This is a genomic window from Hymenobacter crusticola, assembly GCF_002154225.1.
Lineage (GTDB): Bacteria > Bacteroidota > Bacteroidia > Cytophagales > Hymenobacteraceae > Hymenobacter > Hymenobacter crusticola.
Genome location: NZ_MTSE01000002.1, coordinates 16,042 through 29,521 on the forward strand (window position 1 = coordinate 16,042; position 13,480 = coordinate 29,521).

The window sequence follows — 13,480 nt, forward strand, 5'->3', positions numbered from 1 at the left end:
GAAGCGGCCCTTTTGCTGGGGTATAGTATCCGTGGCGGTAGGCAGAGTTTTATTCCTTTAAGGTAATGGTAACCACCGTGCTCGTGCCACCAACGACGAACTTACAATCGTTGAAGTCCGGAGGGCTAAGCTTGGGACGTACATTGTTGGAAAAGGCAAACGGCTCCGTTGGGATGCCGAGGAAGTTCTTGTCCAGCTTGTCGTTGTTGTTGGTGTCTTGGGTAATGGCCACGGCCCACTCGCCCTGCGGAAGATCCACGGGCAATGTTATCTTACTCTGTCCGCTGGGCTGCACTACTTTCTTGAATACGTAGCCGTTAGGCTTCAAAAACTTTTCGCGCAGGTTATAGAAGTACAGCTTTACCGCTGACTTGGTGGAAGCTAGGTTCGAAACCACTACCGTGATGGACGACGTCGCCGCGGGGTTGTCGGAGCCTGCCCGAGCTACGGAAGTGCAGGCAAGGCTGCTGGCGGTGAGCAGAAGCGTGAGTTTGGTTTTGTGCATAAAGAGACAGACGCAAGTGCTGGTTACGGGCGCAACGCCCTTCTACGCAAAAAGATTGCATAGAGGGCTGGTATCCTGTTAGAAACAAGCATGAACAAAGCGTTGCCGAAGCTAGCCTTGGCTAGTAAGTGGGTTCACTAGCAGCTTGCTAAAGTAGAAACGGGGCAGTTCAGCTCAGGTTGGAAAGTACCTAAGCTGAACTGCACATGCAGTGCTGAAAATTTTAGTGTGCTAATAGTGAATTACTTATAGCTGAACAGCGTGCTATTTTCTAATCTTAGTGCTGTATGTGCACGTAAACATTTGACATACAGAGCCTAAAGCTCAGCTTTCCTTTCCCCTCACCCAACCCAAAAAACACTTTTATGAAAAAAATAGTCGTAATGGTTGCCGTATTGGCAGCTACGCTGGCCACGGCCAAAGCGCAAACTACTTCCGGTTCTACAGGCGGTAGTACTTCGGGCTCTACTGCAGGTGGCAGCACTTCCGGCTCCGGCAGCATGTCGACATCTGGGTCGGGCGGCAGCACCTCCGGCTCGGGAAGTATGTCGACTTCCGGTTCAACGGCTGGCAGCTCTACTTCGGGTAGTGGTCGTATGTCGGGTTCAACGAGCGGATCCGGACGTTCGATGGGCAAAGGCACGAGCACCAAAGGCGCCATGCGCGGTAGCAAAAGCGGCAGCCGCTCGGGCAGTGGTTCGTCGAGCACCAGCGGCAGCTCAACCAGTGGCAGCTCAACCAGCGGCGGTACCACGGGTGGCAGCACCAGCGGTAGCACTTCCGGTAGTGGCTCTACCACAGGCGGTTTGCGCTAGCCAAACGCGTATACTAATTGCTATTTCTGAAACGCCCGGCAGCACCGGGCGTTTTTTTGTGCCCTGTTTGGCGGTACCTACCTTCGCCCCCAGCTAGCTTGCGCTGCGCAGCTTGCTAACCGATACGTTTCATTTTTAGGCTTTTGCTATGACTTCTCCCCCTATCACCGCCGTCATCTTCGACCTAGGTGGCGTGCTCATTGACTGGAACCCGCGCTACCTGTACCGCCAGCTCATCACCGACGAGCAGGAGCTGGACACGTTCTTGAGCACCGTTACCACTTCTGATTGGAACGAAGAGCAGGACGCCGGGCGCTCCTTGGCCGAAGGTACTGCTTTGCTAGCTGCCCAGCACCCCCAGCACAAAGAGCTTATTGAACACTTTTACGGCCGTTGGTCGGAGATGCTCGGCGGCGCCATCGACGGCACCGTGCAAGTGCTGACGGAGCTGCGCGCTAGCCAGCGCTACCACCTCTATGCCCTCACCAACTGGTCGGCCGAGACGTTTCCAATAGCGCTGGCGCAGTTCGAGTTTCTGCATTGGTTTGAGGGCATTGTAGTGTCGGGCACGGAGAAGATGCGCAAACCTAGCCCCGAGTTTTATCACCTGCTGCTCACGCGCTACGGGGTGGAAGCTCAGCAAGCCGTATTTATCGACGACAACCTGCGCAATATTCAAGCGGCGCAAGCCATTGGCCTGCACACAATTCACTTTCAAACGCCGGAGCAGCTGCGCACCGAACTTGAGGCGCTAGGCGTGCTACCCGCCGCTAGTTAAAGCCTATGCAAAGCAAAAGTTGGATGCAAAAAATAAAAATAGGACAGAATTGATTGATGTACGTACATTAGTTATTACCTTTGTCGCAGTAGTTGCTAGGTCAGGGCCCAAAATGGTACCAACTAGAAGCGCAACTGCCCAGTAATTAATTAATCTATACTCATCATTTCAGTTCTCTACTGACATGGCAACTACCAAATGGGTCATTGACCCCATGCACTCCGAACTTCAGTTCAAAGTAAAGCACCTCGTTATCTCGACCGTTACGGGGTCGTTCAAGAGCTTCACCGGCGAAGCCGAAACAGAAGGCGAAGATTTCGCAGACGCTAAAGTTCGGTTCTCGGCCGATATCGCCAGCATCGATACGGGCCAGGAAGGCCGTGACGAACACCTGAAAGGCGCTGATTTCTTCGATGCCGCTCAGTATCCCCAACTCACTTTCGAGTCGACTTCGATGACGAAGACCGGCGACGACGAGTATAAGCTAGTCGGTGACCTAACCCTGCACGGCGTAACCAAGCCCGTAACTCTGAATGTAGAATTCGGTGGTGCTACCAGCGACTTCTACGGCAACTTCAAAGCGGGTTTTGATGTGACCGGCAAAATCAGCCGCAAAGAATATGGTCTGACCTGGAGCGGTATAACCGAAGCTGGCTCTGTGGTAGTAGGCGACGAAGTGAAACTCGTTGCTAGCGTGCAGTTTGCAAAGCAAGCATAACCTAGGTTTAGCAACCTCGCTTTCGAAAAGCCACCCAAGCGGGTGGCTTTTTTTTGTGGCATTGTAGCGCGAAGCACCGACTGCGCGTATCGTTGTGCAACATTGCGAGCCGGCCTAGGCTCGCACCAACCGACGAACCGCAACAAGGCGCCAGCCCAGCACCTCGCTGCGATTCGCACTACATCACCTCGCTAGTTCTACTATGTCTTCCCAACCAACCCTCATCTTCCTGCACGGCTTTGCTGAAAGCCGCGAAATCTGGACTGAATTTACCCGTGACTTTCCAGCGGCGTATCAAGTCCTCACGCCCAATTTTCCCGGTTACGGCGCCGAAGATGCGCCGCAAGCCGCTGATTACTCGATGGAGGCCTTGGGGGAGTTTATTAAGGAAGAGCTTGCTAAAGCAGGAGCTTCGCAAGCCGTGCTGGTCGGGCACTCCATGGGGGGCTATGCGGCTCTCGCATTTGCCGAAAAGTATCCGGCCTACGTAGCAGGTTTGGTGCTGTTTCACTCGTCGGCCCTGCCCGACGACGAAACCAAAAAAGCCAACCGCAACAAAAATATCAGCTTTGTGGAGCGGCACGGCGTGGAGAAGTTCATGAGTACGTTCATCCGGCCGCTCTTCGCCGATGCCAACGAGCAAACGATGATGAATGAGCGGCAACAGCTCGAAGCAATGGGCATCAATACGCCGCCAGCGAGCGTGCTGGCCGGCATGCAAGCCATGCGCGACCGGCCCGACCGCACGGCGGTACTGCGCAATGCCACGTTTCCGGTGCTGTTCATTGTGGGCAAAGAAGATTTGGCCATCACCCTCGACACGTCTTTGGCGCAAGTGGCGCTGCCGCCCGTCAGCACGGCATTGTTCCTAGATGGGGTGGGGCACCTAGGTTTTGTGGAGCGACCCACCGAAACGCGCCGCGCCGTGTTAGACTTTGTGGCTGGCGTATTTGCAAAATGACTGACCTAGGGTCGGATTGCCTAGGTCAGTCATTGCTTATAACTGGTAAACGAAAATGACAGGAGAGGCTTGTTAGTTGCGCACTAACGGCACAACCAGTTGGGCTTTCTCATTGTACACGCGCACCCAATACGTGCCAGTGGCTAACGGTTGAACATCTAAAACCTGGGGGCGCTGACTAGCAACCAGTTGTTGCTGCCCTACCGGTCGGCCTAGGGCGTCGAGCAATTCTACGCCGTAGTTTCCGGCCGGTAAGCGGCTTAAATCCAGCGTTACGTTTCCTTGCGCCGGATTTGGGTAGAGCCCTATCTCGCGTTGCAGACGAGCTGCCGTTGCCAAGGGCCGGCTATAGGTATAGACGATGATCTTGTCCGGGCTGCCAAAGTTGTTAGTGGTCAGATAAATCTTGTTGCCATCGGGCGAGATGGCCACGTCGCGCAAGCGGCCATTGAGCTCCTGATCGGCGGTGAAAAAGCGCTTTGGGTTTGGGTCGGATGGCGTAGCGGGTGCTAGGGTCACGCCGTCGGGGTTCAGCTTGAACTGGAACAACTCCTGATCAGTATTCGACCCGTTTTTCAGCGTCACCACCAGTAGGCTGTTGGTCCAGGCCGGAATAGCGTTGCTGCCATAGTAGGCACCATCCGATGGAGCCACGGAGCACCAGTCTGCCGACGTGGACGTGGTGGGTTGAGGCACGGCGCACCATGCGTACATGGCTGGTTTCAGCTGGTCGTTGGCAATGAGGGGGTTGGGCACGTAAGCGTTGATGTACGCCGTTTCGCCGGGGTAATTGTCGTCGCCATGATACCCGCGTACGTTCTTCCAGCCGTAGTTCATGCCCTTCTCCAACACGTTGATTTCGTCGTCCGTACGGTCGCCGTGCTCGGTGTCGTACACAATGTTGCGCACCGGGTTGTAGATGAGGCCCTGCGGGTTGCGGTGCCCCCGAGTGAAGAAGGAATTGCCGGGAATGGGGTTGTCGGTGGGAATAGTACCGTCGATATTGAACCGATGCACTTTGCCATTTTTGTAAGCCGGGTCCTGCGCCAAGTTGTTCGGATTATTCGATTGCGGCACGTAGCAATCAGGGCTATTCGTGTCCGAAACGCCGTTGTCACCCACGGTGAAGTAGAGGTAGGAAAGCCCATTCTGTTTGACCGCCAACAATCGACCCCCTAGGTGGTCGTAGCCCGTGGGCATGTTCAACACTAGGTCTTGGCTCCCGATTACGCGGCCATTAGGCGCATCCCAAGTCAGCCGGACAATTTTGAACTTCGTGGCTGGCGCCGCGGCAGTGCCGCTGTTGTATGAGTAAACGAAATAAACGTAAGAAGTAGCACTCGCCAGAAAATCGGGGTGCAGCGTCAACCCTAGGGTACCAACGCCAATGTTGGGTTGAAAACACAGCGGCGACTGCTCCAGCGGCGACCCAGCGAAATAATCGGGCGCTGTATACACCACCGTCTTTTCGCCCGTGGTAGGGTTCACGCGCGAAACCCGCCCGCCGGCTTCGGTTAGCCACAAGTAATTGTCCGGGCCATACGTCATTTCCCACGGGGTGGTCAGGGAGGTGGGTAGTTCGGTGCGGGTAAATGTTTGGGCATGTCCTAAGCCGGATAGCAGGAGCAGCCCAATGAGCGTAGATAGTTTTTTCATTAGCGATAGGTAGTAAAGGTTTGGCTAGTATGGCCTTACGCTAATTATAAAAAATAGTCTAGCGCTACTATCTCCAGCAACGGCGCACAAAAAAAGAGTTGATCGTTGCGGTAAAAGCAACTCCTGGAATGAGTTCTTCGAGCAACTCAAGGCGAGCAACCTAGCTTTTCTGCACTGGGATGAAAAGAACAGCCGCTTTAGTAAGCTGATGGCGTGGTCGTAAATGATATACAAGTTGGTCGGATTATAAAACAGCACTGCCCTCGTGCCTAGCTGGCACGAGGGCAGTGCTGTTTTATAACTAAATCCGTCGCTTTGCCTTCTGTGTCAAGTATAGAAACACTTCTTCGCTTTGCCGAAAGCTAGGTATACATGACGCGCGTACTTATTGCATGGCTCCCGAAAGAAGTTAGTCTTTAACCAAGGATAGTTCAGCTGTTGGCGTAGGCTTCGGTTGGCATTCTGCCGAAGCGACCAACTCTTCCTGAAGGCATAGTAGAGCACCTAGGTTTTTAAAATATAAGCGTTGAAGCCGTTCACTGCTTCCGTCCAGTACACCCAAGAAGTCGGAAAGAGAGTTGTTGCTTAACAGTACGACATGTGGCATTTCGTAAGAGTGCATAACGAAGTCATACAGTGTCTTGTAGGATGCTAGATGCACAAGAGGCAGCAACTCAGTAACCCGAAGCGGTTGTAGCGCAGCATCAAAACTATCGAGGCGCTTCCTAAACAGGATGTTGAAAGTGCCCACCTCACGTTCCGTTAGCTGGCCCTTTTTGAATATCTCTTGGATAGATTCACGCATGTCGTTCAGAAGTTGCAGGATCGTTTCCAAAGCCTGCTGAATCACATACTGCACTTGGTAGCGAGCGAGCCAAGCGGCCCGTTGCGGCGCATTGCTGGCGGAGAGGTGCCAGTGTAGCGCCACTACTTGGCGGTCGAAGGTTGCTAACCAAGCGGTGTGTTGTTGCTTCTCTTGCGTGAGACGTTCTGTTACCGAGGCCGCTTCCGCCACTTTGTACGTTATGCCCTGCACCGTGAAGTGAGATTCCTTGGTACGCTTTCCCTGAATAAGTGCCAGCCGCTGCAAATCAGCGTGGCGGGTTTTCGCGGCGTCAGTGCGCGCTTGCAGTTCCGGCCCAAACAAGGCCTGGTGAGCCTCCACTAGATTATCGATCGGCAGCGTTGTCGTTTCGGCCAGCTCGGCAAACGTGCTAGGGTCTAGCAGTGTGAGCAAGCGCGTGTCGTAGGTTCCTGCGTACTGTGGATGATAGGTTAATTCATGCCGCTCGGCGGCTAAGAATTCCTCTATTTCCTGAGCTGGCAACAACGTAGTGCCCAGCTGGGTATCCGCTCCGGAATAGATGATGTGCGTAACCGATTGGCGCAGTTCGTCGGGGTTATTGAAGAGCAGCCAGGGCGAGCGTTCGTCTACTGGCCCTAGCACCTCTAGTGCTTGGGCACGCTGCTCGCGCAGATAGTCCGCCGGATGGCTGGCGTACATTTCTACCACTTGCACTTCGTCAGGTTTGAAGAGCCGCTTAGGCCCTTCTGATGACGGCAAAGTACTCGTTAAGCGCTCTGCTAAGCTTTCCCGAAGGCAAAGGGTCTGATGATAGAATAGGTCATTGGTCGCCAACTTATGTTCTAGAGCGGTGCTAAGCTGTCCCATCGCTTGTTGCAAAGCTGTACTCACTGGCCCTAGCTGATACAGCGCCTGGCAAATAGCATCGGAGCCCGCCATGCGCACGGCCATGCGGTCGGCCTCGAATTCCATCTCTCGTGACAGCGAGGCATTCACTAAATGGATGCCTTGGAAAGCTAGCTCCAGCACCTTCCGAATGGCCCATACCACGGTGGTCATCAGCCACGCTACGATCGAAACTCGAATATCCAATTGGCACCATTTGCTCAAGGTTTCATCCCAGGCATCACGCTCATACACCATGTCATGAATGATGCGGCTGGCCGTGTACGCATAGCTACCCAGCCGCATGGTGCGCTGAGCAAAGTGCCCGAACTCGTGAGCCAGCACAGCTTTGAACTCCGTTAGGTTCAGTCCATTCACCAAACCTAAGCCGATCAGTAGGTTCTTCTGCGTGGGTAAAAACAAACTCCGTAGCGTGTTGTCATACGACACGGAAGCGCTGACCTGCGCGTCGATGTAGATATTCTTAGGCATAGGTGCTCCCGATTCAGCACAGAGCTGCTGGATGAAAGCAAATAGCTCGGGCTGTGCCTCAGGGGCAAGCCGTAGCTGGCCGTCCTGCTCCTTATGAGTTGCCTTGAAGAAGAACTTCACCAAGAACACGACGACCATAGCGGCTGCCACTACGCATCCTAGGTGGAAAAGCGCCGTCCACATAGTGTAAGTGGGCAGGCGCATTGTTAGGGTGAAATACACCAGCCACAAGGCAGCGGCTAGCAAAGCTAGGTAGAGCAAAATGAAGAGCAGGATGCTGGTCATCATCGCCGCAATCATCCACCTATAACGCAGGTTAGGACGGTCAAAACCAGCAGGCAACACCGCCGGGGAAGGAGGGTATAGAGTTGAAGTCATAGATGAACTCGGTAGCTTTTAGTTGATAATATGAGGGAAAATAAATATTTATTTGGTCTTGCGTTTAGGTGTTTACTTTTTCTTGTGAAGCAGCCACCAAAAAACACAAGCCCCAACGATGGACAACATCATTGGGGCTTGTGGCATAGTAAAAAGACAGTGCGTTTTTACTTAGGCAAGAGCTGCTTCTTTCAACAGACCTAGCTTGATCGTGTGCTCGGCAAGTTGCGTAGCGTTGGCGGCCTCTTTGCGTAAGTTGTCGGCTACTACCTTATTACATGATGTGAAAGGAAAGAGGCACTATATAGAACACCTTCACGGGTTTGCCTTCCTGCTTGGCTGGTGCTACGGCCGGTTGCTGACTTCTGACAGCCGCCAAAACGGCATCATCTAGTTCGCGGCCAACTGAACTAACAATTTCGGGTTTCTCCAGTGCGCCCGCTTCGTTGACCTCGAAGTACACATACACATTGCCTTGCATCTTGTTGCGCAGCGCCATAGGAGGGTACCTTGCGGCGCGTTGCAGTTTCGTTAGAATGTCCGTCGGATCTGCTAGCGTCTTGAATACGGGCATCTGATCGGCATACGGATACACTTTCTCGGCGCTAGCAGAAGGAGTGAGGCTAAACGTGACCGGCAGAATGATGGCGGAGCTTGCGACGGGCGCTCCATTCTTACTAGCAGGCTGCCAAGTGGGCATGGCGCTGATCCATTGTGTAGCGGCTTGTTCTAAGGTGCTGCCGACTTGTTTATTGATCGTTCGGGGCTTCGATTTGCCTTGTTGTGTGCCTTCAAAGGCTGTGAGCGGCTTGGCTTCTATTACTTTCCCTGTCTCATCAAGCTTAAACTTGATAAAGACACGACCTTCGGCTTGGGCTGCGTGCGCAGCTTCCGGGTACGGTGCAGAAGCCAGGTAGGCGAGCAAGGCATCTGGGCCACCCGGATACTTAGCACCGCCAGCGTTGGTGTTAGCATAAGGGGCCAATAACTTGCTCTGGCTCTGCATGGCAAAGTTGATAGGCATCGTGAGAGCAACCGACACTGGCTGGCCCTGCTTTTTGCCCGGCTGCCAAGCAGCGGGCATAGTAGAAATTACCCGCAAAGCTTCCTGATCCAAAGCAGGGTGCACACCTTTCAAAACCTGGGCCTGCTCTACTTGCCCTTGTGCGTTGACTACAAAGGACACGAACACCCGGCCCGCTACACCGGTCTGAAGCGCTTCGGCCGGGTACCGCGTATTGTGGCGGATATAAGCCATTACCGAGTCTGTTCCGCCACCTCGGAAAGAGGGCATCTGCTCCACATAGGTATAAACGGGTGAAGCAGTTGTGGTAGCAACAGGGCTAGGAGTAGATTGGGCAAATAAGCTAGGCGTAATAGTGAGGAGCGCACCGGCTATGGCGAGGCAGTAAGCGTTCTGCATGGGTGATAGTAAGGAAGTGGATAAAGACTTGTTGAATAGCTTAGTTTTAAGGTAAGTACTTCCAAGTAGTACATGCCTAGCTTTTTACGAGATAATGAAGGCGCCGAAAGACGAGGAAATATAAGGCAAAAAAGAGCCTCCCGATGCTGAATCAGGAGGCTCTTTCTAGGATAGCAGCAAAAGCTTAAACCGTAGCTTCTGCCGTATGCTCTTTCAACAGACCTAGCTTGATCATGTGCTCGGCAATCTGCACGGCGTTGGTAGCGGCACCTTTGCGTAGGTTGTCGGCTACTACCCACATGTTCAGGGTGTTGGGCTGCGATTCGTCGCGGCGTAGGCGGCCTACCAGCACGGCGTCTTTGCCGTGGGCGTCTTTGGGCATCGGGTACACGTTGTTGGCGGGGTCGTCAACTACTTCTACGCCGTCCGTTTGTTCGAGCAGGCTACGAACTTCGGCTAGGTCGAAGTCTTTGGCGAACTCCACGTTTACGGCTTCCGAGTGGCCGCCCATCACGGGGATGCGCACGGTGGTGGCGGTTACGCGGATGGAGTCGTCGCCCATGATTTTCTTGGTCTCGTTCACCATCTTCATCTCTTCCTTGGTGTAGCCGTTCTCTTCGAACACGTCGATGTGGGGCAGCACGTTTAGGTCGATGGGGTGCGCGTAGGCGCGGGGGCCGTCGAAGTTGCCGGCGCGCTCGGCCATGAGCTGATCCACGGCTTTCTTGCCGGTGCCGGTTACGCTCTGGTAGGTGCTCACCACCACTCGCTTGATCTGGTAGGCCTCGTGCAGCTTGTGCAGGGCTAGCACCATCTGAATGGTCGAGCAGTTGGGGTTCGCAATAATTTTATCGTCGGGCGTCAGCTCTTTGGCGTTGATTTCGGGCACCACCAGCTTCTTGGTGGGGTCCATACGCCAGGCGGAGGAATTGTCGATTACGACGGTTCCCACTTCGGCGAAGCGGGGCGCCTGCTCTTTCGAGACCGAGCCACCGGCCGAGAAAATGGCTACATCGGGGCGAGCCGCAATGGCATCGTCCATGCTTACAACCTTGTATTTCTTGCCGAGGAACTCAATTTCCTGGCCTACCGATTTCTCGGAAGCCACGGGTAACAACTCGCTGACCGGAAAATTGCGCTCGGCCAGCACTTTCAGCATTTCGCCGCCGACCAAGCCGGTGGCACCTACTACGGCTACTTTCATGAGTGAAATAAGGGTTTGGAAACCCACGCGTGGAACGTGGTTCTAGGACAAAGATAAGAGAACGAACATATTGATACTGAACGAATATTTGGCTGCTGCACTGAGGCGTAAGCCCTACGCACACTAGGGGGCAGTGGCGCGGTTTTGGAACGAGGCGAGGTTTTATCGTGCGCTTACTGTTATGAGAAAATTATTATTAGGCTTATTCACGCTTCTATCCTTCCCCGCTGCGGCCCAACTCGCTGATTCTTTCGCCGACGGCAACTTTACCCAGAATCCTACTTGGGCCGGTGATGCAGCTAGCTTTCAGGTAAATAGCCAACTTCAGCTCCAAAGCAACGGTCCCGCTATCACTGGTACCACCCTTCAGCTAGTCACACCTTGCCAAGCCGCTACCGGCACTACGTGGGAGTTTTATGCTAACCTCAAGCTAGCTACCTCCAGCGGCAACTACGCCGATGTGTGGCTCATGGCCGACCAACCGGACCTGAAAACCACGGGCACCAAAGGCTACTTCGTGCGCCTCGGGGGCACGCCCGATGAGGTAGCGCTATTTCGCAAGGATGCTACTGGCAGCCCCGTGTATGTAGTGAACGGCCTCGATGGTAGCCTAGCTTCCTCGACCAACAACGTGGTGCGAGTACGCGTGACCCGCTCGCCGCAAAACGTGTGGAAGCTGGAACGGGACCCAACCGGCGCCGGCACGAGCTACGTAACCGAAGGTACCGCCACCGACGCCACTCACCAGCGCAGCAACTACTGTGGCGTGCTGCTGACGTACTCGGCGGCCAACAACCGCAGCTTTTACTTCGACGATTTTCGGGTGACGGATGCCACGCCGCCCGCCTTAGTCAGTGCCACACCCGTTACGGCGCGGCAGCTTGATGTGGTGTATAATGAACTCGTAGATGCTGCGCCGAGCGCCGTGAGCTACCGCCTCGCCGGGGCGGGTGCGCCGGCGGTGCTCACAGCCCAGCGCGACGCGACGGATCCGGCCCTTGTACACCTGACCTTAGGTGCTGATCTAGCTTTGGGTAACAACACCTTGGAAGCGCGCAACGTGTCGGACTTGTACGGCAACACGGCCACTGGGCCGCTTACAATGAGCTTCGTCAACAAGGGTTTTCCGGTGGCGCCGGGCGTCAATCAGGTGCTCATCACTGAAATCATGGCGGATGAAACGCCAACGGTGGGGCTGCCAGCGTCTGAGTATTTGGAGATTCATAATCCGACGGCTGGGACGTTGGTGGACCTAGGTGGGGTGCGCCTGCAAAAGGCAGGCAGCACCACGGGGGCGGTATTTCCGGCCGGTGCTACGTTGCTGCCCGGCGAGTACGCCGTGGTATGCGGCAGCACCCGTGCCACGCAGTTCGCCAGCTTCGGGAAGGTGTTTGGCCTTACAAATTTTCCCAGCCTCGGCAACGATGGTGACCGGCTCCTACTACGCAGCCGCACCGGCCAGACGCTATTTGAGGTCAGCTATTCGGACACCTGGTACAAAGACAACCGCAAGAAAGACGGCGGCTGGTCCATAGAAATGGTGGACCTAGCTAACCCGTGCGCTGGCATTGACAACTGGACCGCCAGCACCGACGTCAGTGGTGGCACGCCCGGTCGTGCTAATTCTACAAAAGCCACGAAGCCCGACCTTACGCCGCCTGCGCTGCTGCGGGCCGTGGCCCTGACTCCTACAACGGTGCGGCTGTTTTTTGGCGAAAAGCTAGATAGTACGACAGCGGCTAATCCGGCGCTGTACGCCCTAACGCCAGCAGCTGCCATCACCCGCGTTGCGCCCGTTAGTCCCGATTTTCGGATGGTTGATCTGACCCTAGCTGCGCCCTTGGTCGTGAATAAACCTACCACCGTGACGGCGCAGCGCATCACTGACTGCGTAGGCAATGCCGCCGGGCCAGCAACTTCGGCAGCTTTTGCACTGCCCGGCACGCCCGCGCCCGGCGATATTGTTATCAATGAAGTACTGTTCAATCCACGAACGGGTGGGGTGGACTTCGTGGAGCTGCTCAACCGCTCGGCTCAATATCTTGATGTACACGGTTGGCAGCTGAGCAGCGAAACCGTCACGGGCACAGATGTGCTGGATATCACTACCGAGCCGTATGTGCTAGCGCCGGGGCAACTCGTGGTGCTCACCACGCGCCCCGATGTGGTGCAGAATCATTACCCTACCCACGACGCGGCGGCTTTTCTAGCCATGAACAGCTTCCCATCATTGCCCGATGATGCCGGGACGGTAGTCGTGCTGGATGCCACCGGCCAGACGCTAGACCGCTACACCTACGACAAAAGCCAGCACCTCGCCTTGCTGGACGACCTGAACGGCGTGTCGCTGGAGCGCGTTCGGCCGGAAGGCCCTAGCCTTGCCAGCAACTTTCACTCGGCCGCTAGCGCCGTAGGTTACGCCACGCCCGGTCGCCCCAATTCGCAGTATCAGCCAGACCCCGGCGGCGACAAGTTCTTCCGCATCGACCCCGAAATCTTCACGCCCGACGGTGACGGCCAGCAGGACCTAACAACCGTTAACTACCGCCTCAACCAGCCTGGCTACGTAGCGAGCGTCACGGTATACGACGCCCAAGGCGCGCTCGTGCGTCACCTCGTGCGCAACGAAACCCTGGCAGTGAGCGGCTTCTGGCCCTGGGATGGGCTGAGCAACCAAGGCCGCAAAGCGCCCGTTGGCTACTACGTGTTCTACATTGAGTTATTCCAGCCGAGCAGTGGCCTGAAGTATGACTACAAGCGCACCGTGGTAGTAGGAGCTAGGTTGTAGGAAAAGCCCATGGCGCATGACTATCATTAAACCATTCACGTTCAGTAGTGTCCAAGAGCAGCGTTGGTTCCG

10 protein-coding genes are annotated in these 13,480 nt (G+C 55.1%); 5 read left to right on the top strand and 5 right to left on the bottom strand.

From position 1 onward, the window contains the following. Nucleotides 1–49: 49 nt before the first annotated feature. On the bottom strand, nt 50–505 hold the full coding sequence (locus BXP70_RS03395; RefSeq protein ID WP_086592631.1) for a DUF2141 domain-containing protein: 456 nt from the start codon (nt 503–505) through the stop codon (nt 50–52). 365 nt (nt 506–870) lie between these two features. On the opposite strand from BXP70_RS03395, the gene BXP70_RS29350 reads away from it, so the two are divergent. The 4 genes from BXP70_RS29350 to BXP70_RS03415 all read left to right on the top strand — a co-directional run bounded on the left by BXP70_RS29350 (nt 871) and on the right by BXP70_RS03415 (nt 3,777). Further along, complete coding sequence (locus BXP70_RS29350; protein WP_143436357.1) at nt 871–1,320, top strand: hypothetical protein; 450 nt, start codon at nt 871–873, stop codon at nt 1,318–1,320. Nucleotides 1,321–1,468: 148 nt separating this feature from the next. Further along, complete coding sequence (locus BXP70_RS03405; RefSeq protein ID WP_086592633.1) at nt 1,469–2,098, top strand: HAD family hydrolase; 630 nt, start codon at nt 1,469–1,471, stop codon at nt 2,096–2,098. A 184-nt stretch (nt 2,099–2,282) separates the two neighbouring features. After that, the gene (locus BXP70_RS03410; protein ID WP_086592634.1) at nt 2,283–2,816 is read left to right on the top strand and encodes a YceI family protein; all 534 of its coding nucleotides are present in this window, start codon (nt 2,283–2,285) and stop codon (nt 2,814–2,816) included. A gap of 202 nt (nt 2,817–3,018) precedes the next feature. Further along, a complete protein-coding gene (locus BXP70_RS03415) occupies nt 3,019–3,777 on the top strand; it encodes an alpha/beta fold hydrolase (protein WP_086592635.1) in 759 nt (252 codons plus the stop codon). A gap of 72 nt (nt 3,778–3,849) precedes the next feature. Here BXP70_RS03415 and BXP70_RS03420 read toward each other — a convergent pair whose 3' ends face one another. From BXP70_RS03420 to BXP70_RS03435, 4 genes are all read right to left on the bottom strand, one after another. Next, the gene (locus tag BXP70_RS03420; RefSeq protein WP_086592636.1) at nt 3,850–5,433 is read right to left on the bottom strand and encodes a PQQ-dependent sugar dehydrogenase; all 1,584 of its coding nucleotides are present in this window, start codon (nt 5,431–5,433) and stop codon (nt 3,850–3,852) included. Nucleotides 5,434–5,842: 409 nt separating this feature from the next. Beyond that, entirely contained in the window at nt 5,843–7,993 is a 2,151-nt protein-coding gene (locus tag BXP70_RS03425; RefSeq protein WP_086592637.1) for a M48 family metallopeptidase, read from the bottom strand. Between the two features lie 274 nt (nt 7,994–8,267). Then, a complete protein-coding gene (locus tag BXP70_RS03430) occupies nt 8,268–9,416 on the bottom strand; it encodes a TonB family protein (RefSeq protein WP_086592638.1) in 1,149 nt (382 codons plus the stop codon). A 184-nt stretch (nt 9,417–9,600) separates the two neighbouring features. Next, a complete protein-coding gene (locus tag BXP70_RS03435) occupies nt 9,601–10,620 on the bottom strand; it encodes an aspartate-semialdehyde dehydrogenase (RefSeq protein ID WP_086592639.1) in 1,020 nt (339 codons plus the stop codon). Between the two features lie 181 nt (nt 10,621–10,801). Between BXP70_RS03435 and BXP70_RS03440 the strand changes: the two genes are divergently transcribed. Beyond that, nucleotides 10,802–13,408, top strand: coding sequence for a lamin tail domain-containing protein (locus tag BXP70_RS03440; protein ID WP_086592640.1), 2,607 nt, complete (start codon nt 10,802–10,804; stop codon nt 13,406–13,408). Nucleotides 13,409–13,480: the final 72 nt, after the last annotated feature.

Coding starts and splice junctions, on each gene's coding strand:
- BXP70_RS03425 (WP_086592637.1), bottom strand. CDS start 7,993: ATGACTTCAACTCTATACCCTCCTTCCCCGGCGGTGTTGCCTGCTGGT.
- BXP70_RS03415 (WP_086592635.1), top strand. CDS start 3,019: ATGTCTTCCCAACCAACCCTCATCTTCCTGCACGGCTTTGCTGAAAGC.
- BXP70_RS03430 (WP_086592638.1), bottom strand. CDS start 9,416: ATGCAGAACGCTTACTGCCTCGCCATAGCCGGTGCGCTCCTCACTATT.
- BXP70_RS03435 (WP_086592639.1), bottom strand. CDS start 10,620: ATGAAAGTAGCCGTAGTAGGTGCCACCGGCTTGGTCGGCGGCGAAATG.
- BXP70_RS03410 (WP_086592634.1), top strand. CDS start 2,283: ATGGCAACTACCAAATGGGTCATTGACCCCATGCACTCCGAACTTCAG.
- BXP70_RS03405 (WP_086592633.1), top strand. CDS start 1,469: ATGACTTCTCCCCCTATCACCGCCGTCATCTTCGACCTAGGTGGCGTG.
- BXP70_RS03420 (WP_086592636.1), bottom strand. CDS start 5,433: ATGAAAAAACTATCTACGCTCATTGGGCTGCTCCTGCTATCCGGCTTA.
- BXP70_RS29350 (WP_143436357.1), top strand. CDS start 871: ATGAAAAAAATAGTCGTAATGGTTGCCGTATTGGCAGCTACGCTGGCC.
- BXP70_RS03395 (WP_086592631.1), bottom strand. CDS start 505: ATGCACAAAACCAAACTCACGCTTCTGCTCACCGCCAGCAGCCTTGCC.
- BXP70_RS03440 (WP_086592640.1), top strand. CDS start 10,802: ATGAGAAAATTATTATTAGGCTTATTCACGCTTCTATCCTTCCCCGCT.